The sequence below is a fragment of the Caballeronia glathei genome (genome assembly GCF_000698595.1).
In the GTDB taxonomy this organism is placed as follows: domain Bacteria; phylum Pseudomonadota; class Gammaproteobacteria; order Burkholderiales; family Burkholderiaceae; genus Caballeronia; species Caballeronia glathei.
On sequence record NZ_JFHC01000043.1, the window covers coordinates 18,125 to 42,430 of the forward strand.

General features: G+C 58.3%; 22 protein-coding genes and 2 pseudogenes. 7 read left to right on the forward strand and 17 right to left on the reverse strand.

Annotated elements, in window-relative coordinates:
• Nucleotides 1-2,515: 2,515 nt before the first annotated feature.
• Both BG61_RS24115 and BG61_RS40290 read right to left on the reverse strand, forming a co-directional pair.
• Nucleotides 2,516-2,974, reverse strand: a complete 459-nt coding sequence (locus tag BG61_RS24115; RefSeq protein WP_035927856.1) for an HU family DNA-binding protein — start codon at nucleotides 2,972-2,974, stop codon at nucleotides 2,516-2,518.
• 393 nt (nucleotides 2,975-3,367) lie between these two features.
• Nucleotides 3,368-3,770, reverse strand: a pseudogene (locus tag BG61_RS40290) (transposase); the annotation flags it as partial.
• Between the two features lie 471 nt (nucleotides 3,771-4,241).
• Between BG61_RS40290 and BG61_RS24120 the strand changes: the two are divergent.
• Nucleotides 4,242-4,973 carry a GNAT family N-acetyltransferase gene (locus BG61_RS24120; RefSeq protein ID WP_035927858.1) on the forward strand — a complete coding sequence of 244 codons (732 nt, stop codon included), beginning with the start codon at nucleotides 4,242-4,244 and terminating at the stop codon, nucleotides 4,971-4,973.
• 306 nt (nucleotides 4,974-5,279) lie between these two features.
• Entirely contained in the window at nucleotides 5,280-5,501 is a 222-nt protein-coding gene (locus BG61_RS24125) for a hypothetical protein (protein ID WP_035927861.1), read from the forward strand.
• Nucleotides 5,502-5,724: 223 nt separating this feature from the next.
• Here the strand turns inward: BG61_RS24125 and BG61_RS24130 are convergent, their stop codons facing one another.
• Both BG61_RS24130 and BG61_RS44115 read right to left on the reverse strand, forming a co-directional pair.
• Nucleotides 5,725-6,255, reverse strand: coding sequence for a hypothetical protein (locus tag BG61_RS24130; protein WP_129572067.1), 531 nt, complete (start codon nucleotides 6,253-6,255; stop codon nucleotides 5,725-5,727).
• A 687-nt stretch (nucleotides 6,256-6,942) separates the two neighbouring features.
• A complete protein-coding gene (locus tag BG61_RS44115) occupies nucleotides 6,943-7,155 on the reverse strand; it encodes a hypothetical protein (RefSeq protein ID WP_035927866.1) in 213 nt (70 codons plus the stop codon).
• A 427-nt stretch (nucleotides 7,156-7,582) separates the two neighbouring features.
• On the opposite strand from BG61_RS44115, the pseudogene BG61_RS40300 reads away from it, so the two are divergent.
• A pseudogene (locus tag BG61_RS40300) lies at nucleotides 7,583-7,788 on the forward strand (cold-shock protein).
• Nucleotides 7,789-8,624: 836 nt separating this feature from the next.
• On the opposite strand, the gene BG61_RS24140 reads toward BG61_RS40300, so the two are convergent.
• The 5 genes from BG61_RS24140 to BG61_RS39370 all read right to left on the reverse strand — a co-directional run bounded on the left by BG61_RS24140 (nucleotide 8,625) and on the right by BG61_RS39370 (nucleotide 12,286).
• Nucleotides 8,625-9,122, reverse strand: coding sequence for a TPM domain-containing protein (locus BG61_RS24140; RefSeq protein WP_035927868.1), 498 nt, complete (start codon nucleotides 9,120-9,122; stop codon nucleotides 8,625-8,627).
• Between the two features lie 2 nt (nucleotides 9,123-9,124).
• On the reverse strand, nucleotides 9,125-9,985 hold the full coding sequence (locus BG61_RS24145) for a TPM domain-containing protein (RefSeq protein ID WP_035927871.1): 861 nt from the start codon (nucleotides 9,983-9,985) through the stop codon (nucleotides 9,125-9,127).
• Entirely contained in the window at nucleotides 9,982-10,602 is a 621-nt protein-coding gene (locus BG61_RS24150; protein ID WP_035927872.1) for a LemA family protein, read from the reverse strand. The genes BG61_RS24145 and BG61_RS24150 overlap by 4 nt, the downstream gene beginning before the upstream one ends.
• A gap of 368 nt (nucleotides 10,603-10,970) precedes the next feature.
• Nucleotides 10,971-11,261 carry a hypothetical protein gene (locus tag BG61_RS24155; RefSeq protein WP_129572068.1) on the reverse strand — a complete coding sequence of 97 codons (291 nt, stop codon included), beginning with the start codon at nucleotides 11,259-11,261 and terminating at the stop codon, nucleotides 10,971-10,973.
• A gap of 278 nt (nucleotides 11,262-11,539) precedes the next feature.
• Nucleotides 11,540-12,286 carry a CBS domain-containing protein gene (locus tag BG61_RS39370; RefSeq protein WP_051672758.1) on the reverse strand — a complete coding sequence of 249 codons (747 nt, stop codon included), beginning with the start codon at nucleotides 12,284-12,286 and terminating at the stop codon, nucleotides 11,540-11,542.
• A gap of 598 nt (nucleotides 12,287-12,884) precedes the next feature.
• On the opposite strand from BG61_RS39370, the gene BG61_RS24165 reads away from it, so the two are divergent.
• Nucleotides 12,885-14,438: a sensor histidine kinase gene (locus tag BG61_RS24165; protein ID WP_035927878.1), complete on the forward strand. Its 1,554-nt coding sequence runs from the start codon at nucleotides 12,885-12,887 to the stop codon at nucleotides 14,436-14,438.
• A gap of 60 nt (nucleotides 14,439-14,498) precedes the next feature.
• Here BG61_RS24165 and BG61_RS24170 read toward each other — a convergent pair whose 3' ends face one another.
• Nucleotides 14,499-14,846: a response regulator gene (locus tag BG61_RS24170; RefSeq protein ID WP_035927880.1), complete on the reverse strand. Its 348-nt coding sequence runs from the start codon at nucleotides 14,844-14,846 to the stop codon at nucleotides 14,499-14,501.
• 229 nt (nucleotides 14,847-15,075) lie between these two features.
• Nucleotides 15,076-15,543, reverse strand: a complete 468-nt coding sequence (locus tag BG61_RS24175) for a PRC-barrel domain-containing protein (RefSeq protein ID WP_035927883.1) — start codon at nucleotides 15,541-15,543, stop codon at nucleotides 15,076-15,078.
• Nucleotides 15,544-17,206: 1,663 nt separating this feature from the next.
• Here BG61_RS24175 and BG61_RS24180 point away from each other — a divergent pair.
• Nucleotides 17,207-17,665, forward strand: a complete 459-nt coding sequence (locus tag BG61_RS24180; RefSeq protein ID WP_232256018.1) for a helix-turn-helix domain-containing protein — start codon at nucleotides 17,207-17,209, stop codon at nucleotides 17,663-17,665.
• A 563-nt stretch (nucleotides 17,666-18,228) separates the two neighbouring features.
• Here the strand turns inward: BG61_RS24180 and BG61_RS24185 are convergent.
• From BG61_RS24185 to BG61_RS24215, 6 genes are all read right to left on the reverse strand, one after another.
• Entirely contained in the window at nucleotides 18,229-18,618 is a 390-nt protein-coding gene (locus BG61_RS24185) for a hypothetical protein (protein ID WP_035927886.1), read from the reverse strand.
• A 621-nt stretch (nucleotides 18,619-19,239) separates the two neighbouring features.
• Nucleotides 19,240-19,560 (reverse strand): RNA chaperone Hfq, encoded by a 321-nt coding sequence (gene hfq / locus BG61_RS24190; RefSeq protein ID WP_051672759.1) that lies wholly within the window; start codon nucleotides 19,558-19,560, stop codon nucleotides 19,240-19,242.
• Between the two features lie 525 nt (nucleotides 19,561-20,085).
• The gene (locus BG61_RS24200) at nucleotides 20,086-20,772 is read right to left on the reverse strand and encodes an SOS response-associated peptidase (protein WP_035927891.1); all 687 of its coding nucleotides are present in this window, start codon (nucleotides 20,770-20,772) and stop codon (nucleotides 20,086-20,088) included.
• Between the two features lie 81 nt (nucleotides 20,773-20,853).
• Nucleotides 20,854-21,075: a hypothetical protein gene (locus BG61_RS24205; protein WP_035928044.1), complete on the reverse strand. Its 222-nt coding sequence runs from the start codon at nucleotides 21,073-21,075 to the stop codon at nucleotides 20,854-20,856.
• A gap of 14 nt (nucleotides 21,076-21,089) precedes the next feature.
• Nucleotides 21,090-21,389: a DUF1488 family protein gene (locus BG61_RS24210; protein WP_051672761.1), complete on the reverse strand. Its 300-nt coding sequence runs from the start codon at nucleotides 21,387-21,389 to the stop codon at nucleotides 21,090-21,092.
• The gene (locus BG61_RS24215) at nucleotides 21,386-21,757 is read right to left on the reverse strand and encodes a hypothetical protein (RefSeq protein ID WP_232256020.1); all 372 of its coding nucleotides are present in this window, start codon (nucleotides 21,755-21,757) and stop codon (nucleotides 21,386-21,388) included. The genes BG61_RS24210 and BG61_RS24215 overlap by 4 nt, the downstream gene beginning before the upstream one ends.
• 414 nt (nucleotides 21,758-22,171) lie before the next feature.
• On the opposite strand from BG61_RS24215, the gene imuA reads away from it, so the two are divergent.
• Nucleotides 22,172-22,879 (forward strand): translesion DNA synthesis-associated protein ImuA, encoded by a 708-nt coding sequence (gene imuA, locus BG61_RS24225; protein WP_035927894.1) that lies wholly within the window; start codon nucleotides 22,172-22,174, stop codon nucleotides 22,877-22,879.
• Complete coding sequence (locus BG61_RS24230; protein ID WP_035927897.1) at nucleotides 22,809-24,302, forward strand: Y-family DNA polymerase; 1,494 nt, start codon at nucleotides 22,809-22,811, stop codon at nucleotides 24,300-24,302. The genes imuA and BG61_RS24230 overlap by 71 nt, the downstream gene beginning before the upstream one ends.
• Nucleotides 24,303-24,306 lie beyond the last annotated feature (4 nt).

A 24,306-nucleotide genomic window follows, 5' to 3' on the forward strand; every position in this document is an offset into this window, starting at 1 on the left:
CAACGCGGACTCCGAATCGACAGAAGAGGCGCCCTTCGAGCTTCAGACGTCAGCGCGTGCAGACTCGGCCGCCTTCACCTGGTCGGACGTTTCTGCCGCGAGAAACACTGCCGCTTTCTCGAGAGACCAATCGAGGCACTCTGCTGTGGAGTATGCGTTCCGGAGGATAAGTGGGGCGTGAAGGACCGTATACTTCGACAGTTCTCTACGGTGTTTCATCCTCGAGCCGCTGAATATTCACCAAACTTCGTTTCTCGGCACCCTTGAGAGTGCGGCGGAATCTCGTTCGTTTATACGGTAACCATATGTATCAGTGCTAGGACTGCTCGAAAATCGTCATACAATTGTTCATCGAGGCGTCGGCGACGACAATGTTCTTTGTCACTCTTAAGGTGTCGCAAACTCTCAGGTTCTGGCTTTGGCCCTCGGTATGCCAGAACTTTTGCGGTGTCACGGGGCTTTCCCCGTGGCGCCTTTTTTTTGTCCCTAAGATTTTGCTCGTGGTACGCCACAGTGAACGTGAGCGGCCCCCGGTAATCAGTGTCATGGCGGACCAACAGAACGCCGAAGACTAACATTGCCTTTTGGCACTGAAAACCGGGGCCGCTCAAAGCACCCTAAGGCTGACAATGTCTTCGGCCCTAAAAAAGGGGGACCCGCCTCATAGCGCCGCACGAAAAATGACCGCTCTTAAAGAGGCGGTAAGTCACTACCAGAGGTTACTCAGTCACGACAACTTCCCTTAACGCTAAAGTCGACCCTTCATTTCAAACGAGCTGGTCTCCAGCTAGACTTCCGCGCTGACTACGCAACGAGGATTGTTTCGTGAATGCTATTCACACCGCAGGCTCATCTTGAGCTCGATGGAGCGAAGTCACCGTTGGCATAAAGATGAGAATGAAAAGCTCTATGACGGCGGGTTTCAAGTGCCGACTAACGAGCTTGACGGCCGGAATTAACAGGTGGAGTGCGGCGTCGGTCGCCGCAAGGTGCTCTGTTCTCGCATCGCGCTCGGCAAAGATTTGAAGGACGAACACGAAAGCCGGGCTTGTCCGGTATGCGCCGGGTCGCAGTGTGTGGCCAGGCGCATTAGCTCGCTGGTCCATCGCCTTCGCAACGGCCTTCCGCAGGCTCGACGCCCGGACCATGAAATGTCCGGTGGGCGAACCCTGCACGGTGCCTTCGGTTCGCCCATCGGCAGCACTCTTGACGTCAATGCGGCCTTGTTGATTGACTTCTTGGTGGCTGAAAACACCATCGGCGCGGTTGTGGGGACCGTCGGACTGGAACGATACGGTCAGAATGCGCTACTCCGCTCACTGGCTGTGGGGAGCACGCTTCGTAACGCCGGCTTGGGCGCTAGGCTGCTCTTCCCCGCGGAGCTCACGGTCCGTTCGTTGGGCCGTCACAAAATTACGGCTGTTTACGACGAGGGCTGGCCAGTTCTTCCAACGGATGGGATACACGGAGGCGCAACGCAACGGAGCGTCCGACTAACTTCGGGCAAGCCGGCAGTTTGCGCGGTTGTGCCCTGCGAGCGGCGACGTGCATGAAGAAAACGTTGTAGCGCAAGCGTCTACAACTCAGGGCACCCTCTTAGCTATTACGCAACAACGGCAGGTGATTTGAAAGCAGTTCCCGAAGCTCTTCCGTGTCCGGACGAGTTCCCCAGTTACGAGCGCCGGCGACAGACGCGATAGCCTGCCACGAGGTTGGGGGGTACCATTCCCTTATGGGCACTCCGTTTCTGAGGATGCGAAGTCGTCCGGTTTGCTCGCAGTACTCGGCGCACATCTCAGTACCCGCCACCTGCTCAGTCACTCGAACGAGTCGAATTCGCAGCATTGGTCTCTCCTGTCGGTCAGTGCGTGAATGACGCGATGCGTTTGCATACCCCAAGTCGTCGTTGGGCATGCGCGTAACCGAGTGTATGGGCGACCTCGACTTACAGGTGAAACCGATGCACGAGATTGGTAACAGGTGGTTATCCGGGGGTGCTTGCCGACGCGCCCGCTGCCGGCGCTTCTCCCCAAGCCGGCGATGGACGCGATTGGCCCAGTGGCGCATTGCCTGGCGCTCCAGACATTCGTATAGGCGTCCCTGAGGCCTGGGTAGGCGACAGTTGACTTGCAGTCCCGGAGAGGGGCGCGAAGGACCGGACGAAGTTCTTAATCGAGGGCAAAACTGCGAGCGCGATATAGGCAGCGAAGGCGAAAATGCTTGGCACTATGTTCGCGGGTCCACAGCCAGCAGAATACGATGACCTACACGCCGGTGCCACTTGGAGCGGTAGCAGACGGGCTCTAGCGTGGATGGTCGCCGCGATAGGCCGTACGAAGTTTGTGATTGCAGGCGTCGCAGACGACGATGTGCTGGTGCTGGCACCGCGAGCGCCGGCACCGCGAGCAAGACGAACGCTTCGACCAAGAGGGCTGCCGCCCGTGCGCCTCGCGCATAGAAGCAAAAAAGCCCCTCAGACTTGCGTCGAGGGGCGCTTCCTTTCCAGCGGCTCGGTTTAGAGCGCGGCGTCCTTCAGCTTCTTCAGGGGGCGCACTTTCAGACGTACCGAAGCGGGCTTCGCGGCGAACCACTTATCTTCACCCGTGAACGGGTCCTTACCGAAGCGTTTCTTCTTCGCCGGCACGGCCTGAGCGACAACCTTCAGCAGACCCGGCAGCGTAAACTCCTTTGCACCTTTCTTGTGGACCGACGCGAGCACCGTTTGTTCCAGTGCGGCCATTAGGGCCTTCGCGGCTTTCGGCTCGACACCTGCGCGCTCTGCAAGGTGGACGGTGAGCGAAGCCTTTGTGAACGAATCCTTGATGGGCTTGAGCGACGTGGCAGCGACCGCCTTCTTCGTAACAGGGGCTGAAGCCTTCTTCACCAGGGGCGCCTTCGCCTTTTTCTGGACCGAAGTCACAGCTTTCTTCGGAGCCGGCTTTGCTGCAGATTTCGTAGCACTTGTCGTTGCCATAGATTCCTCGTCATTGGTCAAAGGTCCGCCTGAGACCTTTGCCTTTGCGTAGTCACCGACAATACGCAAAGGTCTAAATCCTCAGGCTGGCGTTAGCGTAACAACACGGATGTGAATCTGCAACGGGCGAGGCCCGAAAATAGAGGGTTTGGCGCCGAGGTGACGCAAAAGCGACGACCTGTACCCCTCCTGAGAAGAGCGGGTCCACGCAAACCGCTATGCGAAAGGGCTTGAAGCACTGACACGAGCAGCAAACCTCTCGCGCGAGTCCAGTGCGGGTGTACTAGCGTTCGCCGCGTCGATGGTTGATTTCCTCCACTGTCGCCGAGTACTCCAAGCGTCCCGAGTTGGCTCGACTGGCTTGACGCCGCCGGCAGGCCGGTAGCGATAAAGGGCATGCGGATTGAAGCCCGAGAAATCGAGCTTGCCAGCAATGAGAAAGAGAACCGTGCGCGTCGTCGCGAAGCGCGTGTAACCGCGCGCCTTTCGCGTCGCCGCTTGAAACAAGCCGTTGATGGCTTCGATGAAGCCGTTGGTCTGGCGGGTCTGGGCCCACGCAACAATTCCGTCGAAGTGTCGGCGAATCAATCGCGCGACGTCCCTTCATCGGTTCGACCTTCGAGCGCAGGACGTTGGTGCACCCACTGTTGCAACGTCTGAGAGACGACATGAATTTGCTTGCTTTCGAGAATCTCACGCAACTGCTCGCGATACAGCCAGCACGGGCCGTTCGCTTGGTGGTGTATTGCCTGAGCAGCGCCTCAAGGTCGGTGAGTTGCGCCAGATTGAGCTTGTCAGGCGTCAGCACCGACACCATATTGAGCCGCATGCCGAATATCGGCTGAACAGCCCGATTGGGCCGCGAGGCGTAGTTGGAGAAATGGCTTCTTGATTTCAGGCTGGTCAGTCCGTTGTCGGCACACGGGGAAAAATGGCATCGGCGAGAACACTCAAACGATACAATGCGGCCGCGCTGGCATATGAGCAATGCCCGGGACTGGACTCCACGCATGTCGATGCGCACCTCAATCTCGCGCGATTGAGTGAGATACGCGGCGACAAGCAGGGCCTGGTGAGGCACCTTAATTCCTGAGTACCGCGGACTCAGCGGGTACGCCCGTGGCGACGCTCGACTGCACAGTTCGTCGATGAGTTGAGCGTGTGCGCTACCTGCGTGCTGGTCTGTGTGTGCGCTCAATGTCCCAGCAGGGTAAAATAGGGGCTGCTTGCCGATTGGAATTCAAAAATCTACTGCACGCCCACTGATTTGCTCGAGGCCAGCTCCCCGCTCACCGAATCCCTTATCGACCCCTTGGCCCTTGCCGCCACGGCAGGAGAGGCGGTTCTCGAGTGCGCGCTTGGCGGCCGGCGTTACGTCGTGTATTGCGGGCATCACGAAAACTCGTCTTCCCATGCTGCTGTGCGCCTGTTGCGAATGAAGTTGCGCGATGCCCGTGACGATGACGACGCAAGCCATGAAGCGTCACCTCTTTCGGGACAGAGCTTATCTGCCGGCGACACAGCTTGGTCGTCCGTAACCCAGGGCGAAGATTGTGGCGACGATGAGTTTGTCGCGGGCTGCGCGCGGTTCGGCTATCAGCTCGTCGCATACTCTGGTCGCTCGCCGGTCGGCTATTGCACGTTCGTGGTTCGGGTCGAGGATGGGTCCGATGGACAGGCGCCATCGATTGAAATCGAGGTACTCGAAATCTGGGTTGTCCCACGTCACCGTGGTGTTGGCGTTGGCGCCTCGCTCGCTGAAGCAGTGGCTCAGCTAGCGGTGGCTGGACTCGTGGAGCTCGAGATTCGACTTTCACGGGCGGGTTTGCCGACGCTCTTCAGCTTTGCAATCGGGGCGGACATTCACTCATCCTCCGGCGCTCATTTTCTGCGCACGGCCACATCCTTCCTTCGCGAGAAAATTGACGACCAGTCAGTGATTTTTGCCGGCGGCCTTCAGCACGTCCTCTTTGACGACATCGAGCTGGAGCTGCGTTAAAGGTCGACTTTAGCGTCCCTGGTCTTCGGAATCGACCTGGCTGGACGAGCCATTGGAACCAACTGAGGAGATTAGTGTGAAGCATCGTACGCGGCTTTCCGAGCTAGCGAGCGGCTGCAGAAAGTCGCCCTATACGCATGGGTGTGCAGGCACGTCTTTGAAGTCAATGCGATAGGTCCTTCGATTGTGCCGGCTTCGGAAAATCATGGCCGTTGCGGAGCGAAAGGCGTTGAAACAAAAATCCGCACTTGACTCCGTTGTTCTACAGGCGAAGAATTTTCATCCCTGATAGGACGAAATTACCACATGAGCGAAAAGAAACGTAGGTCGGCCGAGGCTAAAGCTCTTGAACGAGTCGCCAGCGCCGCTCGCGAGGTGCAGGCTGCGTCAAGGGCGCTTGAAGTGCATTTCGCCGATGAAGGTGGACATCGTCCGTCGACCCTTGAGTTGGCTCGATTCGCGGCCGCGATGCAAGAGTTGAAGAATGCACGGGAGGCGTTTGACGCGTTGCTCGCAGAGCGACGTTAGGGTTTTGGCTTAAGCGCAAAAAATTGGAGGGGCCGGTTCGCGAGATTCTGCATTGCGTAGTGTCTCCGGTGGTGACTGTCAGCAGGAGTTCGCTTAAGTCGACAGGTGCGCCGTGCGCAACCTTGTTCGACAACGAGATAGCTGTTGGCATGCCTGCCGCGATGCGCAAATGATGTCCTAACGGCAGTCCGGACCCGCCGGCCCGATGATGACGCTGCCCGCACTACGGCGTGCTGCCGTCAAGGCCAAGCCAACGGCTCAGCGCATTCGTGCTAATAGCGTAGGGGCCGTTGTCATCGGAGGACTCGTCCTTGACTTCTACCTCGAACTTGCTGGCGTGGCCAAGCGCGAGCTCTTGCCATGGACCGTCATCCGGTACAGTCGCAATGCCTTCCGTGCGCGCGCGAGGTACCCGGCGTATGGCAACGCTGTCGGCGGTCGCTTCGCCGGGTACAGATACCGTGTATCGGATGCGTACAACGGCGGCGGATGCAGCGAGCGGTTCCAGAGCTTGAAACCTGATAAAAGGACCCGGACAGCCGTTCTCGGCGAACGGACTGCCGGTGCTCTGCGCGCTTACGTCCGACATCAGGCATTGCTCGTACACAGCGCCTGGTTCGAGCGAGACATAGGCGTCGTTGATGACCACGGGCACATTTAAAGCAGTCTGATGAGAGACGCGAAAAACGAATATCGGCGCACCCGAGGCGGCCTGTGCTGCGGTGCAGAGCGCTGCGCAGGCGAGAATCACCATAAAATGGTGCAACCTAAAGTTGGCGTCCCGGAAGGATGGGTAACTTGGGAGCCTGGCGCGTTGGAAGAAAGGCCTCATATCGCAGCGAAAAAAGGTGTAAGTTGAAGCTGCTAAAAGTGTCTCCGGGTGCTTTGGAGCAAATTTCTGTATGCCATGCAGTGCGCGGCGAAGGTGCGCTTGCAACGGTGTGTAAGGACCTTCAAAGTATGCATTTTTGTGTTCATCAAAGATTCATGGTGCGCAATCCGGTGTTCGGTGTGTTAGGGCGGCTCATGCTACTGCTTTCAATCGACGACGGACTGACAGATAGCGAATCTGATGGTTCCATTTTCCGCCGGTCCGAGCGATTGAGAGCGTTCGCCGAGTTATGGTGCCCTTGCCCCATGCGGACATTTCGTGGGTCGGTCGCAATCGCCGCCCACTGCCATAGTCGTTGACGCCGACTGATGCAGAATTCGTAGATACCTACGGCTCGAGCCGCGAGAACAACGTATGAATACGAGGCTCCTGGCGCGCAGGCTATTCGCCATCAAGGATGGCAAGGAAACTCTTTGTGCCCTCATACAACAAACTATTATGGTCATGCACGATAAAGCCGAGAAATAGCATTTGCTCTGCGCCGACACCGCCCCTTTCCGCCGCCCGAAGGTGACAGTCCGGCTTTCGTTAATCGGGGAGTGAAACTGCCTACCGGTGGTTGTCGACACATGCACGGGCCCAGCTAAGGCCGGCGTACTGTGCTTCCTCTTCTGTGTCGAAAAGGTCAAGAACGCCCGATGCCTCAATCAGCCTGTTGTTTCGGGTAATGGTGCCACTTCCAGCGTATCTCTTGAGTTGCAGGATGTCTGCTTGCTTGCGTGGGTCCCAGATGCTGTAGCCCTCATAGTTTTCGGATTGCATCAGAATAGGCCCTTACGTACTAAAGTCACAATCCTTCGATGCTTCAAGTGCGAATGGAAAGCGTTCTTGTCACCATTTGGCAAGTGCTCGAGGAATCTCCGAGGATGGGCCGTGACCCCGGGGTGTTTTGCTGCTCGCCGCTCGCCGTCGCCATTGGGCGTCATTTGCTCGTATTTCCGAAGTGGCGTTATCTAATCGCCGCGCGGTGACTTCAAGGGGAAACTTGAGTCGCGATAGTGTTTTTAGAGAACTGCTAATTGCGCGCCCACACGAACTTGCATACGCTTGCAATGTCGAGCGTTTAACGACAAACTAATCAACCGATTTACGATATCTGTCTAGCCACCTCGTGCGGAGCACGCTCGGCAGATATCGCACATCGGCCAAAGGAATTTAATAGTGGTCTTTTTCAATTTTGGACACGATGATGGCAACCGGTACAGTAAAGTGGTTCAACGATGCAAAGGGCTTCGGCTTCATCACCCCTGACGGCGGCGGGGCGAAGACCTGTTCGCACACTTCTCGGAAATTAAAGCAGAGGGATTCAAAACGCTTCAGGAAAACCAAAAGGTAAGTTTCGAGGTGAAACAAGGCCCGAAGGGCAAACAGGCGTCGAACATTCAGCCGCTGTGACGACGTAGCTTCTCACTCTGCGAGCCACGGATGGTCCGCCGAGGCGGGCCATCCTTTTCTCTTTTAAATGCTGGGTTGACCAGGGGTGAGTTCGAGGAACAGCACCGGAGCTTTGGCGGACTCGACGCGGGAATACACGTCCCGCACCGGGCGATGCAGCCAGAAAGGGACGACAACTCACGTCTGCAGTTCACAACGCAATTTGCTGTCTGTTCTCAAACAGACAGACGAATTTACCGACGCCGGATAGGCTGTTGAGGTCAGAGCCCGGAAGGCTCGGAGCCGGCGTCCATGGGGAATGACGAAAGTACACGAAGAACCGGCATTGTCGATTGACCTGCGACAGCAATGACCGCGGGTCTTCTTCTTTTTCGTCGCTACGACGACGGCACGTGTTGTCGGTCGAGCCCAGCATGACGAAAGCATTTGAACGACGAGCGGTACCGGAATGAACTCCGCTATCTGCCTTAGCCTGGTTAAGCTGCAAGCGATTGGACTCAAGCGGTTCCGTTCGTCGGCAGTAAGTGCCATTGAGGCGTCGCCTCACCGCGACGACTTTGTTACTCGTCACAGTCAACGCTAGCTATTGCGTGCGGCGTGCAGCGACCGCGATAGGAAAAGTGCGTTGTGCTGTGCACTCGCGGCACGCCGCACGGCGACATAAAGTCGCTGGATGCTAAAACGCACACCGTTTCGCGGTGCTCTGGCGGTCGATTAGAGCGTTGTTTTCATGAGGTCAACGTTCTAAGCGGCGACCTTTCCGGTAGCAGGCTTCGTAACCGCCGCGACCGCACGTATGCATGCAGTCTGCGAGACATACTTAACCGCCTACCTGCTCACAGCACGGTTGGCGTCTTTGGCAACTCATCACCGACGGTCCGCTCCGCTGGGAAATGCGTCTTTAGGAGCTCGATTACGAGCTCAATCCCTCGGGTCGTGCCCAACTCAAATTTCCCCCGCCGCAAATCGCCCTCCATGCTCTGACAGATGGCCTCCCATTCGGCCGCCGTCACATTGACGCTCGCGCCTCGGTCCGCGATGATTTCTACATCGCGGTCGGCAAGCAGCAGATATATGAGAACGCCGTTGTTGTGTTCGGTGTCCCACACGCGGAGCTCTGAAAATACCTCAATCGCACGCTCCCTCGCAGACATATCGTTAACAAGTGCACTAACGTCAAGGTCGCCCTCGACCGCAAATCGGACCTGACCGGTGTGAGCACCGTGGTTCGTCGCAATGGCTTCTTCAATGGCACGAAGCGAGCGAGGCGGAAAGGCGCGGCTTACGGTCCAGCGAGTGGTGAACAAATGTCTGATAACGCGTTTGAGGTTCATTGCTACCACCTCCCGGATGCGCCGCCGCCGCCGAAACCGCCACCGCCCCCTCTGAAACCCCCTCGACTCGAGCCGCCCCCAAATCTGCCTGACTGTCCGCCGAGCGCTCGCCCACCAACGTATGCACCCAGGCCGCTGCCCAGCAGGGTAAATACGAGGGCAATCGCGCCGGCGATGATGGCGATAAAAATTGCCCCGGACAAGAACCACGCGACAACTGCGACTGCTCCCCCCGTCACGATAGAGCCGGGCAGGCGGCCGAGAACCGTGCGTAGGATGCCACCCGCCACCAGGGTCAGCATTAAGAGAATGGGCAAGTACTTTCCGGGCCCGTCGGGGCTGGTGGTCGCGCGGGTGGATGCGGGCGGCAAAGGTTCCCCCTCAATGACACGGATGATGCGGTCAACTCCCGCCGTAACACCGCCGTAAAAATCTCCCTGCCTGAATCTCGGCACAATCGTCTCATTGATGATGCGATTACTTGTGACGTCGTTGAGTGAACCCTCGAGGCCGTAGCCGACCTCAATTCGGACGGTGCGGTCATTTTTCGCGACGATAAGCAGTACGCCGTCGTCTACACGTTTGCGGCCCAACTTCCATTGCTCGACAACCCGCAGCGAATACTGTTCGATGGATTCGGGCTGGGTCGTTGGCACAATGAGCACCGCGATTTGACTTCCCTTTTTCGCCTCGAAGGCTTGCAATGTCTGTTCGAGCGCTGAACGTTGCTCGCTCGTGAGTGTGTCCGTCGCGTCGGTGATTTGGGAGCTAAGCGGCGGAATCGCGACATCTGCGCTGGCAAAGGCAGACAAGAAGGATAAGGCGGCGACCAGCAGGATTCTCACTGCTATCAGGATGTTCACTTGCCTGCTCCGCTGGCCGGCGTCGGTGATGTGCTGAAATCGACAGTCGGAGGACGGGAGATTTCCGCTTCGTTGCGCACCGAGAAGTTTGGCTTCTCTTTGTATCCGAAAGCGCTGGCGGTGAGGTTCGTCGGAAACGACCGGACTGTTGTGTTGTAGTCCTGCACCGCTTTGATGTACCGGTTTCGGGCAACCGCGATGCGGTTCTCTGTTCCTTCAAGCTGAGCCTGCAAGTCCCGAAAAAGGGCGTCGGATTTAAGCTGCGGATAGTTTTCGGACACCACCAGCAGCCTAGATAACGACGACGACAAGTCTGCCTGTGCGGCGTCAAATTTCGCAAATGCCTGTGGGTCGTTGATGAGCTCAGGCGTCGCTTGAACCGAGCCGACTCGGGCACGAGCCTCAGTCACGCGGATAAGTACTTCCTTCTCTTGGCTTGCATAGCCTTTGACGGTGCTCACCAAGTTCGGTACCAAATCGGCGCGCCGTTGGTACTGGTTCAATACCTCTGACCAACTCGCCTTTACCTGTTCCTCTTGGCTCTGGATGGTGTTGTAACCGCATCCTGATATTGAGAGTAAAAGTGCCGCGACCACGCCAATCCATATTTCCCGCATTGCTCCTCCCCGAATTCGTCGAGCCCCGTCACATCGAACGAGAGAGCCGCGTTGCGACCGCACCGAGTCGCGAACTCGCAGGCCGGAATGACCTCGTAACTTAAATGTAAACCAGCCTGCGAAGTGCTACAAGACCAGCATGGACCAAAATCAAGAGCGTCGCGCAAGTTGTTTCACCGTCGCCGGGTAATGCCACTCGGACGGAAAGGCGGAGCGCTTCAGCAATTCCGACCGACCTCGTCCGAAGGCCCGAGACTAGGAGGGCATGAAGAGCTTCGTCACAGAATGCTTTGGTTGGCGTTACCGACTGCGACTGTGTAAGACAACGACCTATGCGCGACGGTGGTGCCGCACGAAGACCTCACCGTTCATTGACGCGACTGCATGCGCCGGTCGGCCTTGGCTCGCGCGGCGTATGCCCACTGTGGCGGATGGAAGATGGCAATCCCGCAGGTCGGGCGCCACTCGTCAACTAACTTTTCGGCGAACGCGATAGGCATCTTGGAATAGAGCCGTTGGAGCTCGGACGCCTGCCAGCGTCGGCGCTTTGCCAGTTCTGCTGCCTCGGATACCACCTCGTCCGATTCGGAGGGAACACTCATTCTCAGCGAGTCGTGCAACGCTTTCCAATCGCGGAACCCGAACATTGCTGCGGTCAAGTCCTTTGCCGCTTCGTACGAAAGTGGACCTATATGTCCCTCATCTGCACCACCCTCAAGCATCTCTGCAAGGCGTCTCGCGGAGCGGCGGGGGAGATACAAAGCTACAACGTGAAAGCGCAATGCGCATCTCCCGGTATGTCACACGCACCCTAAACCTCGGGGGTGAAATCGCACTCGGACCAGAACCTGCAGGACGCCTTCGCGTGGCCGAACTGGACCCGATGCTATACGCTGCCGACGCTCACCATCAGCCGTCCGTTACTGCACTGGTTCGCTCATTTTGGTGACCGGCCCTCACTGTCCACGTCGAGTGCCGCCTGCTCCCAGAATCGAGCGTCTTGGCCTTCCGGAAGGCCCGCTTGCTCCCACAGAGCATGCGCGCGAGGACGAATTTCTGCATCTCTTTCGGATGTTAACTCAAGTACTTCGATGCTTTCACCCGTTTCACCAATGTGGATGCTCAACACATCGTAGCCGTCAGCGACCGTGTTCCAATTTGTGACCCGCTTCGTCTCTTCAAACTGACTGATAGCTGCTCCGACGGCTTCCTGTTTTGTACCCTGAGCGACTGACACGCGCATTAGCTGGCTGTGGTGCGGAAGGCCGGCATGGTCGAGTATTTCTTTGTAGAAGATGACCTCGAAGGGGCGTCGTTCGGAGCTACCGCCCTCTAGGTCGGTCATGGATATCACGCCGACCAACTGACGGTCGTCATTGATGACCGCAAGCCGTTGAACATGAGCCTCCCGCATGATGGTGGCCGCCTTTTCGATAGAGTCGTCCGTCGTACAGCAAATCGCGTCCACAGACATTGCTTCGCCCACAGTCATTTTGTCTGCGTTTCGACCATCCGCCACGCTGCGCATTGCGATATCGCGGTCCGTAATCATCCCGAGAAGTCGGCCATCCTGGCACACAGGCAGACAGCCAATATTGTCTTTCCGTAGCCTGCGCGCCGCAGCGGCCACGGTCTCGCCAGGATTCAGAAACACCGCGGCCTTCATCTTCTCTCTAACCAGCATGGTATGCCCCTCCAATTGAGGTCAATGCAAAGCCGCGTCCCTGCGGGAAGCGCCGGAATTGTCGGCGCCGGGGCGGCTGTGTTGGTGGTCCATTTGGCGCTAACCAACGGGCGTGGGTGTTCCCTTCAGCCGGTCGTGCCGAAGCAGGTTTATGCTGTTCTGGGTACGCGCGGTTGAAAGTGGGCTGGCCTGCTGCGGCCGTTGGGGTCGCTTGCTTTGTCGAAGCCGCAGTCTGTGCATTGAGGCTACTCCTTCTGCAGAGATGGAAACTACTATATTTCGGTTCCTTCACGGCTTGAACGTGCGTTGATGGCCGGCAGATGTCGCCCTAGACGAGCGGACCCACGCGGTAAGAGGCAGCCGACCTCGAATTGCTAGTCGCCTCGGGAGCAAACGGGACGAACGACCGATTGCCGACATGAAACGCCTGCCGAGGCGCAGATATCGGTAGTTCTTGCGGACGGTGTCGGCGCCTACTTGGTCAAACCGCTGAGACCTTAGGGGTCGAGGCGAGCATCAAGCGACAGGTATTTTTTTCGAAAAGTCGCGTGCCGACTGTTGGAGCAAAATGTGAGCTATCGTGAGTGAGGAAGAGCACATGGAACCGTTGTCGTCCGAAGAGACAATTAAGAGCGCGCTGAATCTGTCGGCGACACGATTACGCAGTCAGCACGAACTGGCCGTGCAGTTTGCAACGTCGGTGCTCCGTTTGCGAAGCCCTGACGCATTGATGGATGAGGCGTGTCACATTGTGTCAAAGGGCATCCACTCACGCTTCGTGAAAGTGCTGAAATACGTTCCCGAAAGCAACTCCTTTTTGCTTGAGGCGGGGGTCGGTTGGACCCCGGCTGAAATCGGGTCGATTGAACTGGCCGCGGACGATGCAAGTCCCGCCGGATACGCTTATTCGAGCGGACGCCCCGTCTTGTCGAATCACTTAGGGACTGAACACCGATTCAGGACTCCGCAGCTGCTCGCGAACCACGGCATAAAGCGCGCCATCAATGTCCCGATTCGCGGCGTGCCGGAAACCTATGGGGTGCTGGAAGCGGACAGTGCCGATGATGAAGACTTCATCGAGACGGACATTGTTTTCCTGGAGGCAATCGCCAACGTAATCTCAATGAGCCGCGAGCGGCTTGCTGCCGAATCGGCGGAAACGTCGAATGAAGCGTTTTCGACCAGCGTCCTCAATGCGAGTACTGACTGCATCCAGGTGGTCTCCGTGGACGGCCGGATAGAGTTTATGAACTACAACGGGCTTTCGCAGTTGGAGATTCAAGAGCTTACGGAGGTCGCTGAAACGGAATGTTGCGACATGTGGCCTGCAGACCAGCGAGACAGTGTCAATCGAGCACTTCAGAAGGCCGCGGGTGGGGAGCCTGTCCGGTTTGAAGGATGCTGCCTCACTAAATCCGGAAAACCGCGTTGGTGGGACGTGTCCGTAGCTCCAATCCATGAAGACGATGGGCAGATTCATCGGGTCGTCTTTGCGTTGCGCGACGTCACTGAGCGTCATGTCAACGAGGAGAAACTGGCTGCGTTGGTGTCGAATCAGGAGAATCAGCTGGGCGACTCCGCATTGATGATGAAGGAGGTCCATCACCGAGTGCGCAACAGCCTACAGCTTGTGCAAACGCTGCTCGCCCTGCAGGCGAACCTGGCTGGGGACAAGGCTGTGGCTGCTCATTTGCAGGCCGCAGCCACGCGCGTCATGACTGTGGGCTCAGTGCACCATCGGCTGTACGAGGAGGATGGTGCCAAGGCGACGGACGCGAGCGAATACCTAAAGGGATTAGTTCAGGATTTCGCGGGGCTCTCCCCTGAGCGCAAGATTGTGTTTAGTGCGCCCGCGATTGTCGTCCCCGCATCCCGCCTGGCGCCGTTGGGTCTTGTGACCGCAGAACTCATTACGAACGCACTGAAGTACGGTAGAGGAAAAGTTAGTGTAGAACTTGAGCGTGTGGACGATGCTGTGCGCCTGACAGTGGAGGACGAGGGAGAGGGGTTTCCGGAAGACTTCCCGAAGCCGCGTGGCACGGGCCTCGGCATGCGACTGGTCAGGACGTACGCTGGCCGTGGGTCAGATTCAGTTGCTGTTGACCGGTCGGTCTCGTTCAGTCGGATTACCGTCACGTTCAAAGTAACCTGACATGGTGAGTTTGCGACCTCCAGAGAGAAGCAGTCTCGTTAGTCGCCTCAGTTCGCTCCGTCAACGTCGGACGTATTGTTCGAGCACGGCGAAGAGGTCCGGCATGTCGAATGGCTTGCGCAAAAAGCCGGCACCGAGAACTTCGCCCGGCGGTTGCGCCGCAGACATGAACACGACGGGGATGGCCTGTAGCTTCGGCGTTCTCTTCAGCGCCCAGAAGAGACCCACACCGTCCATGATGGGCATCATCCAGTCACAGAGAACGAGGTCCGGGAGGACGGAAAGCGCTTGCTCTAACCCATGCTGGCCGTTGGACGCCTTCACTACACGGTAGCCGCGCTCAGTCAGAATCAGTTCGAGGACGTACAGAATATCGGGCTCATCATCGACGATTAGGACTGTGCCCATGTGACACCGAGTGGTTGATGCTTTTTTCGATAGTCGTTTTGCTCCCGGTGGCCGCGCTTGTAGCCGATAGGACGCACCATCATAAACGGCGACGCTGGGAAATAGTACATGTGCCGGCCGTAGGGTGTGCACATCATCGTCACCAAATCAGCCTACGCTAGGCGTCAAAAACAAGGATTGTGGGGTCGTGTGGCCCCACAATCCTTGTCGACTGCATCTGCGGAGCCGCTTACAGGTCGTCTCCCGCCCGACTTACATCGCGCGTGGCTGACCAATAGGGGTTGCGATTGTAGTACTCGTGAAGCGACGAGCCCCAGGCAGCATCGGCCATTGCGGGCCAGTGGTCCTTGTCAAAACCCGGGTCACTTTTGATACGCTCGGCCGTGATGTCGACTCGAAAGCATTTTTCATCGGTGTCGAGGGTCAAGGCACTCCAAGGGATGGCGTGCAAGGTGTTGCCCATACCCAAGAAACCGCCGCTCGATAACACGGCGTAGGCGATGCGGCCGCCCCGCACATCAAGCATAATTTCCGAAATCTTTCCCACGTCTTCGCCATCGGAAGTAATGACCTTCGTGTCGTCTAACGAAGAGGCTGCCATCACCTCGGGACCAGGGCCTTCGCCCACACCACTACCGACAATGTTCGCACCGCCTTCACTTCCCGAACGGGGCGTTGTAACGTCAACCGGTGACATGATTTCCTCCTGAAATTATTGCCCGCGTGTGTTGAATGGTCGCCGCGTCGACGAGTCGAATGCTCTTTCCCGTTCGCGCGGCGTTCGCCTGGCCACGACGAGCGCAAGCAGCACGCGGTGGTTTGACGATTCATCGAACGACGGTCCATGTTTCCTGTCGACCAGCGCTCCACCCAGTCACCGCAACGAGCGTGCCTAGAGGCGGACCGCGAGTGTGTGAAGACGCGGGCCGGCGAGCCCAATCGACGAGGTCCAAACCTCGTCTGGCTGGCCGGCCGTTCGGCAGGCGCTGAATTACATATGCAGGAAGGTGAGGGAACGGCTGCTCGTTCGCGGGAAGCGTTGCGATACTCGCGAATAGGTGTGGTTACATGGCCTCTCGCCGGTTTCTTCATGGCGCGCGAGACTTGGCAGGTGCACGGACGTTGCTGCAATAACGGGCTTGTCACTGCGCCCGAACCACTCCGAACTCGGAGCAGTGATTGTCAAATCGAGTTGGGCGAATTCGCTCAGCGCTCACATGGCGCGAAGAAGTGGTCTCGAATGTCCGGAACGGGCGCCCCTGGTTCGATAGTCCGACGCGCTGGCGTCTCGCAGGCTCACCTCTGGAATCGCCCGCTGGGTGCGTGACGGTATGGAGGGATGGCGGCGGCCGTCCGTCAGTCTCCTCCAACGTCGCCTACTCCTGGCTTCTGCAGATTCGTCGGTATGGCGAAAAACGCCAATGGCCGGCCGGGTCCTTAACTGCGACGGCGCCGTGCTCGTAGAGGACGTCGCACACGACAATCGGTTTAATCGCTGAGGGTTCGCTTATAACTAGCAGTGTACGTGCGACGTCATCGTTGCTCGCCAGAGCAGTGTTCCCGCGACCATGCAAATCGCTCTCGCACCCTGAATAGCGGTTGCAGGCGCCAATTACGCCCTGATGTTCGCCATGAGCCGCATATTCAGCGGTGTCGGGAGCGTGAAGCTCCACCTCCGACCACGTATCGGTGTCCAGAAGAATGCCTGCGGCCGCGTCGCGCGGGCCAGGCCGATACAGATGGCCACTGTCACGGCTCAACCCTAATAATTGCAGCGCCCGAAGCGCTTCGTGTCCGTCGCGGTACGACGTAAAGAGTCCGACGATAACCTGTGGCATGGTCGTTCTACCTTCATGACATCGCGTCGTCCAGCCAAGCTATTCCACCGCAGCAACAACCGGGCCCAAATGTCGGGGAACCCACTTCCGTATCGTTGAGGCTTGTCAAACGACGTGGTAGGTTGGACATTGCTATCCAGGGTCTAGTCGACGTACTTTTTAGCATCCCCGGTACGTGCGCGACCCATTAACGAATGAACACTTTGCCAAGGAGACGCCTCGTGCTTGAGGGTAGCGGCGCCGCGGCTAATCGTGGGGAAACCCGGGGTACCTTCGGAGGACTTGAAGCACCGGACGAGAATGCGTAATATTCCTCGCGCAGATGTAGTACCGAGCGTCTTAACGCTCTGAAAACGAGTGCCAATGGTACCTTGGAGCGACAACAATCTCTGGCGCTTCTCGGACGTGCATCGTCGCTCATTGACGCGGTCATATGGTTTACTATCTCGCGAACGGAGCCGGCTGAGCTAGTCGACGTACGAAATGTCGTACCGCCATGGGCTCACGAATTGGAGCGCACAGATGCCCCGCGATTCGGAGAATCTTCCTAGCGTGATACGCCGCATGACTGCCGGCCAGATGCTGCTCGATGGTGTACCGCGCGAAGACGTGGCCGCCCGCCTTAACCTTTCGGCGCAGACGGTCAGGCGGTATCTAGCACTCGTTGAAGCGGGAGGGCTCGACGCACTGAAGGGATTGAGCGTTGGTGGCCGCTCATCGGTCCTCGACCCAGAGACCCGCGCGTGGATTGCCGCGGCGCTCTGTAACTCCGCCAGCAGATACGGATTCGATAGTGACGCATGGACGAATAGCCGTCTTCGTGCACTTATCGAAGCAAGAGTAGGTGTGCGTTTCTCGCGCGTGTACGTGTGGCAAATTGCGACCAACCTCGGCCTCGACACAGGCTATCGAAGTCCCGCCGATAAGTGCTTTGCGAGCCATCGCTGGCCGGGCTCGAACGCTCTCATACGGGCGAACTGATGAAACTCCGTCTTCACCTCTCACGTGGCTGTCGCTGGCGCACAGCCGCGCTCGTCGCACTGCCCCTCACCGTCCGCGCGACTGCCGAGTCTGCCTGCCCGAACTGGGTCGAGACACCGTCCGGCAGTTCATTCAATGTTGCGGCCCTAATCTCGGACAACGCGTCGCCCGAAGCTGCGCTTGCGAAGGTTCGAGCAGCGCTCGCAAAAATAAACGCCGGCGGCGTATGCAATGCTCTCGGAGCCAGCGTCGCCTGCATAGAAACGGTCGCTTTGGGTAGGAAGGCCGAGTTCCGTTGGAAGCATGCACATCCGCATATAAGTTAAAAGATTCACGAAAGAAAGCGGATGGCTGGTAACACCCAGACATGGAATGCGGAATCGCAGCGTCAGCAAAAGGTGAGTTTGCGATAGCGGACTCGCCGCCGCGGTTGTCGGCTTAGGGGAAAGCTCTTGCACGCGGTGCGTCCGGCACGGATGGGAGCGCGAGTCAAACAGCCGCCGCCCGTCGGGATAACAATGAACTCGCGGCGACAAACCATGATTGCAGCGCAGAATCCCGCGCTAGGGACCTGACGCAACCCCTCCGCTACCCGGAATGCCCGGAATATCGCCGAGGAAGTCGTCGGGGGCGCTGGGCAAGTCAGCAAGCGCGACACATCGTGCAGCCCGTAATTTCGGGCTGGAAAGGACGCGAAGTGCTTCATAGCCCGCAAAAAGCGCATCGTTGTACGCGCCCCGGCGCTCCAAATCCTCGGCTTCCTTGACGTGGGTGAGAAAAGCTTGAAAGGCGGCGCCGTCGGGATTGAAACAGATTCCGTTTTTTTCATAAGAGGAGAGCCATTCAGCATATTCTCGTACCTTTCCGGCGAACGAAGCCTTCTCCGCTTCGTCGAGAAGTTTGAGGACCTTTTGAAGGCGCGCGAGGGCGTGTTCGAACGACCGAAGGCTCATACTGCCCTCCTTGGAACAAGTGCGATAACAGCACGTGAGGCGGTCCTCGGGGGGCCGCCGTCGACGCCATCTCTAAGTCTATTCGGCAGGGCGACGGACGACAAGAGGGTCTGCGTCGCCCGTGGCGTCCATTGCCCGTACCGCGCGCCGACGGTGGGGGGACGAGCACTGAGTCGTCGCCCGGACGGGACCCCCGAAGCGTCCCTTCGACGCGGCAAGGGAACGAAGACCTCCGACACCGCAAAGTTGGACTTACGCGCCAGCGCAGTTACTCGGGATGAGCCATGGAGTTGGCTAGCTCGCGAGCCGCATTTCGCCGGGGAGAGGCCTGAATTCTGGCCCGTTATCTACGATGATGGACGAAGGCATCCCGCGCATCTCCCGAAATCATCGAGGTGGACGCGGCACCGATTTTAAGTGCGCAACCGGCCAGTTTGCGGCGAAGAAGACGCTGTGTCATGTTTCCGACCTAGAAGTCAACGACGCTGGTTCGCATCAGTCGTACAGCACCGGCGGGTGTGGCACGGCTTCGCATACACGCAGTTCCCCTGCCCATTACAAGAGGGTGATGGACCGGTCATGCTACGACGCGGCTATGATGCGAGTCGCGACATGCTAGGGCTAGTCCATGCCAGTCGCATGCGGCCGGTTGGACAAGCTGTCGCCCCCTGTTTGTCTGCCTACGTCGCGAGGCGCTGACAAGCCGTTTCGTGGGCCCAGAGGCCGAAGCGACTTGCCGGTGTCCTCCTGCACGGTCGAAATTCCATGTTTGTAGACCACCTGCGTGCCCCCTGCCGAACTCAGCATCACGAGATATTGGTCGAATGACTCAATGTATCCGACCAGCTTGATGCCGTTTACGAGAAACACTGCGACTCTTTTTCGCTCGTTTCGCAACGCGTTCAGCGTTTCGTTCTGGCAATTCTCTGATTCGCTGCTCATCTTAGGTCCATCCAATAGGTGTGGAAACGGACTGGCTGGTGTGCGGAGAAGACCTTTCGTGCATCCGCGAAGGAGCTTTGTAGGAAAACGTCTGCGGAATAGTTGCAGGTCCGCTGATAGCGGTGGAACGATAATACCCGCAATAGGGACTTGAACTTGTACAGGTTCGCGAAACGAATCAGCCGGCGGGAGCCGGCGCCGCCGGTTCGCACGTTCTGCTCTATCGCGTTTGGCGCGAACGCATATACAGGATTAGCGCATGCTGCCTTCTTAACGAGCGGCAACGCACCGACAAAACGGGAGACGTGGATAACCAAATCTGCGAGCCCTATCGCGCCTTCGACGCGCAGGTAAAATCGCGGGAACGGAGCGAGCATGCTGCTTTAACGAGTCAATCGCGGAGTCAGAGGGTGCGCAAAACGTGCGGCCAACTTGCAGCCGCATAGTGACGCTCCTGCCATCAAAAAAACTTCCGCCGCGACCACAACGAATTCATCGCCTCTCGATGCGTTGACCGGGATGTGTTCAATCTAGCAGCGACTGTTGTCCCTCGTTGGCTGGCTTCGCTCGTGGCGCCCTCGGCGGAAGGGGAAACGGCTCCGCCCGCATCTCATCCGCCGGGTACAACTGCAGAAACGACCTTGCTTCGTCGGTATTCCGACACGAGAGCCAATCTTCGTAAGCGTCGGGCCTCACGATGACCACGGACCGCTTCTCGGCATCAGGTTTGTGAAAACGTTTCATGAGCGGGTGGCCTTCAGCGTTGACCGTCAGCATCGTAAAAGAGAAAGATGGCACTCCGTCGGGCTCGTCCCATGCGCGCCATAGGCCCGCGATGGCAGTCGGCTGGTTAGAAGCGAGTCCAATGCGCCAACGAACTGCCTTCCCCGTCTCGTAGTTCGGCTCGAAGAATGATTCGCAGGGGATAAGGCACAGTTGAAGTCGGTTCCAGGCACCGGAGAAGCTGCGCTTTTCGCCGATAGATTCAGCGCGTGCGTTCATCGTGTCGTAAGGCTTTACGTGTGGCGGAATCCTCTCTCGCGGGACCATGCCAAATGTAGCCGCCGTAGTCTCGAACCCTACCTCGCTACGTCGAAAAATCGGAGCGATATAGTCTTTGTATATTTCCGGCCGATACTCAAAGTTAGGAACGGAGAACAAGGTGAATGCTTCGAATTTCCGATACTCGTTCGACTCGTAGCTTGTGCACATGCCCGCCACTCCTCTTGATTGACATCACAGCTCCGCAAACGCAGACGTTGCCGCATCGCCGCACTCACTGCGAGCTTCGGCCTATTGCCCGCCTGCCAACAGTTCATCGAACGACTCACGCGCCTCTTTGAGTTCCTGCATTGCTGCTGCGAATCGAGCCAGTTCGAGTGTAGAGGGCTCACGCGAACCTGCTTCAGAGAAGTGCGCCTTCAACGCCGCAGATGCAGCCTGCACTTCGCGTGCGGCCGCCGCAACGCGCTCCAACGCAGCCGCTTCGGCCGACTTGACCTTGCCTTTTGTCATTAAGTCCCGCCTATTCATCTACGCTCAAAATCTTTCGCCGTGAGGACGACTGTCTCGCCAGCGGCGCATAACGCCTTCCGTTCAGCCAGCGCAACAATGCGCGAACGTCCATCGATAAATGCCCGTATCATCCGCGCCTCGGCGGCGCCAACCGGCAACCAGAAGTAAGCCTCAAGTACCTTCCGGGAAATCGAGCATCGAATGTCGCGGCCGTGTGCCACGACCTTGAATTCAACTGACGAGCCGTCGCCGCTAACAGCTTCGCGAGGTTCGGGCGCGTTAAGCAACGCTTCGGCATCGTTTGCGTCTTTCATCGCCACTGCACCTTTGTCAGCGCGTCGCGGCAGATACGCCACATGCATTGCACGAGCGTGCTCGCATGATTCAGCGACATATCATCCGCAAAGAGATTTTGCACATCCGACTGACGCACGGAAATCCCTGTTCCACGGAGGTCGCGCTTTGCGATATCGAGCGCCAGTTGCCCGAGACGCACTCGCTCGAGCCACGGCAAGTCGGCGGCGTTGCGCATGAGCCAGATTCGACAGCTCTCGACGACATGGTCCACGCGCCAGTCGCGCGTGAGGCTGTGCGATGCGGCAGCCGTTGCGACCAGAAAGCACAGCAGGTCTTCGCGTGTCCCGTGAACATCACCGGACACGGTCATCAGCGTACTGCTCATGTTCCTTCTCTCCTACACGAGGGCTCAGTGGAAACGAATTCTCTCCCATCACCGTAGACTGCATCGCGTTCCAGAGCCGATGCATGAACCGTCACAGCCGGCGCAGTAGTGCCTATTTTGCACCGAGTCGTCGGCTACCACTTGTTGCAGTGTTCCATCGGACGAGTGCCCACGGTGCGCCCGTTCTCTGCCGCATAAAACGTAGGTTCCCCGGCCCTGCCGCGCCTGACCGCGTCGTCAATTGAATCACCGAACACGGCGCGAAGTTCAGCCACAAAGGCCGCCATTTCGGGCATAGGATGCTGTTTTCTTACGACCATATCCATGCAGACCTCAGTACGCCAATAAAAAGGGGCAAATCATCGAGTGTGTTTTCGATGTAAAGTACTGTACATCCATACAGTCTTTCGCGCCATGTCTGCCCTCCCAAAAAACGTCGAGTCGATACACCCCTCGCTATGGCGCGGGTCTCAGCTCGCCCGGGCACATGGCAAAACGGTTGACTCGGGCTACGCGGCGCTCTCGGCCGAACTACCCGGCGGGGGATGGCCGCTTGGAACGCTTATTGAGTTGCTCGTGCAACAGCCCGGCGTTGGGGAGTTTCGGCTGCTACGCCCGGCTCTCGCGGCCGTTAGTACTCGGCCCATTGCGCTGGTGCAGCCCCCGCTCATCCCGAATTCATTGGCGTTCTCGTATCTCGGATTGCCCCTCGACAAATTGATGCGGCTTCAGGCGGTGAAAAGCGCCGATGCGCTCTGGTCGGCGGAGCAGATTTTGAAGACCGGCAGCTGCGGTGCACTCCTTTTGTGGATGCAGCACGTGCGGGCTGAGTCATTGAGGCGCCTGCATCTGGCCGCGCAGTCGTCCGAAACGCTGTTCCTGATGGTCCGGCCACTGGCGAGCGCCGCCGATTCTTCTCCAGCAACCTTGAGGTTGGGCATTCGAGCAGCGGGAGGTGGCATCGCGGTCGACATCCTCAAACGAAAAGGCCCTGTTCGAAAAGAGACTCTGTCCGTCATCCTGCAACCGTCACCTGTTCTTCTAAGCCCTCATGGCCGTATTCGTCGCCATCTACCTACCCCGGCTGTCGCTGGAGGTGTTTCGCCCGCGCTGGTCGCGTGAGGCCGAACACGGCTGTGTGGTGTTCGACAAAGACAGAGTCAGCATCGCGGACATAACCGCGCGACATGCGGGGGTGCTCATGGGGATGAAGCGTGGAGGCGTGCTCACGCTCGCGCCCGACGCCGCACTCTACGACCGTGACCTAGCTCGCGAGCAGGATATGCAGCGCGAGGTGGCCTTCGCCCTCATGCGATTCTCACCAATGGTGGCGTTGTGCGAAGAAGAAACCATCGTCATCGACGTGACCGCAAGCCTGCGGCTCTTTGGCGGCGTCATTCAACTCTGTCACGCCATACGGCAGGTGGTCGCCACGATTGGCGCGAGCGCACGGATGAGCACGGCGCCTACGGGGCAAGGCGCATGGTTGCTCGCGAAGCGTGGCAGAAACGCCCAGGCCAGCAGTGCCGGTCGTCGGCGCGTCCTCAAAATGAAGTCGCTCGAACGCGCCCTGGACGGTCTTTCGTTTCTCGCGGTGCCTGAGGTACGTTCGTTTTCAGAGTGGTTCAACGGGCTGGGATGCAGGTTGTTGAACGACATCCGGCGGCTTCCGCGCGCCGGACTTAAGAAGAGGTGTGGCGTGAACCTGCTCGATTCTCTGGACCGCGCCTACGGTCTCTCGCCCGAACTGTACGACTGGCTCGACCTGCCACCTACGTTTAACGCACGCGTCGAGTTGCCGGACAGGGTCGAACACGCGGAAGCCATCCTGTTTTCGGCACGCCGGCTTATCGTGCAACTATGCGGCTGGCTTAGTGCGCAGCAACTCGCGCTCACGCACGCGACGGTCGAGCTCGAGCACGAACGTGGACGCGAAGCCATCGCGCCGACTGAAATTGACGTCGCGCTCGCGGAGCCGACCTGGCACGAAGAACATCTTGTGCGACTGTTGAAAGAGCGGCTCGGACGTATCGAGTTGCAAGCTGCCGTCATTGCGGTTCGCCTGACAGCGAAGAAGGTGCAGGCCGCGCAACCGCCGACCGACACCCTTTTCCCTGAGCCGGGCGGCTCGGCCGAAGACCACAATCGCCTTCTCGAACTGCTCGTCGCCCGCCTCGGTCCGGACAACGTCTTGCGCGCGGCACCCAGCTCGGACCACCGACCCGAACACGCCAATCGTTGGGTGCCGATACACGACACGACGAAGACCGAGGCGCTGCCGACCGATTTACCCCGGCCAACGTGGCTGCTGGAGACGCCGCTCCAACTCATGATGAAGAACAACCGACCATTCTACGGCTCGCCATTGAAGCTCATTTCGACCGGCGAGCGCATCGAGGCCGGCTGGTTTGACAGCGGTCTCACGAGTCGAGACTATTACGTGGCCGAAGCGCAGGACAAAAGCTGTTACTGGATTTTCCGCGCGCGTCCCAGTAGCGCCACTGCCGAAGAAATTCGCTGGTTCCTCCACGGTTTGTTCGGATGATGAA

Coding starts and splice junctions, on each gene's coding strand:
- BG61_RS24115 (WP_035927856.1), bottom strand. CDS start 2,974: ATGGCAACGACAAGTGCTACGAAATCTGCAGCAAAGCCGGCTCCGAAG.
- BG61_RS24125 (WP_035927861.1), top strand. CDS start 5,280: ATGAGCGAAAAGAAACGTAGGTCGGCCGAGGCTAAAGCTCTTGAACGA.
- BG61_RS24130 (WP_129572067.1), bottom strand. CDS start 6,255: ATGGTGATTCTCGCCTGCGCAGCGCTCTGCACCGCAGCACAGGCCGCC.
- BG61_RS44115 (WP_035927866.1), bottom strand. CDS start 7,155: ATGCAATCCGAAAACTATGAGGGCTACAGCATCTGGGACCCACGCAAG.
- BG61_RS24140 (WP_035927868.1), bottom strand. CDS start 9,122: ATGAACCTCAAACGCGTTATCAGACATTTGTTCACCACTCGCTGGACC.
- BG61_RS24150 (WP_035927872.1), bottom strand. CDS start 10,602: ATGCGGGAAATATGGATTGGCGTGGTCGCGGCACTTTTACTCTCAATA.
- BG61_RS39370 (WP_051672758.1), bottom strand. CDS start 12,286: ATGCTGGTTAGAGAGAAGATGAAGGCCGCGGTGTTTCTGAATCCTGGC.
- BG61_RS24165 (WP_035927878.1), top strand. CDS start 12,885: ATGGAACCGTTGTCGTCCGAAGAGACAATTAAGAGCGCGCTGAATCTG.
- BG61_RS24170 (WP_035927880.1), bottom strand. CDS start 14,846: ATGGGCACAGTCCTAATCGTCGATGATGAGCCCGATATTCTGTACGTC.
- BG61_RS24175 (WP_035927883.1), bottom strand. CDS start 15,543: ATGTCACCGGTTGACGTTACAACGCCCCGTTCGGGAAGTGAAGGCGGT.
- BG61_RS24180 (WP_232256018.1), top strand. CDS start 17,207: ATGCCCCGCGATTCGGAGAATCTTCCTAGCGTGATACGCCGCATGACT.
- BG61_RS24185 (WP_035927886.1), bottom strand. CDS start 18,618: ATGAGCCTTCGGTCGTTCGAACACGCCCTCGCGCGCCTTCAAAAGGTC.
- hfq (WP_051672759.1), bottom strand. CDS start 19,560: ATGAGCAGCGAATCAGAGAATTGCCAGAACGAAACGCTGAACGCGTTG.
- BG61_RS24200 (WP_035927891.1), bottom strand. CDS start 20,772: ATGTGCACAAGCTACGAGTCGAACGAGTATCGGAAATTCGAAGCATTC.
- BG61_RS24205 (WP_035928044.1), bottom strand. CDS start 21,075: ATGACAAAAGGCAAGGTCAAGTCGGCCGAAGCGGCTGCGTTGGAGCGC.
- BG61_RS24210 (WP_051672761.1), bottom strand. CDS start 21,389: ATGAAAGACGCAAACGATGCCGAAGCGTTGCTTAACGCGCCCGAACCT.
- BG61_RS24215 (WP_232256020.1), bottom strand. CDS start 21,757: ATGAGCAGTACGCTGATGACCGTGTCCGGTGATGTTCACGGGACACGC.
- imuA (WP_035927894.1), top strand. CDS start 22,172: ATGTCTGCCCTCCCAAAAAACGTCGAGTCGATACACCCCTCGCTATGG.
- BG61_RS24230 (WP_035927897.1), top strand. CDS start 22,809: ATGGCCGTATTCGTCGCCATCTACCTACCCCGGCTGTCGCTGGAGGTG.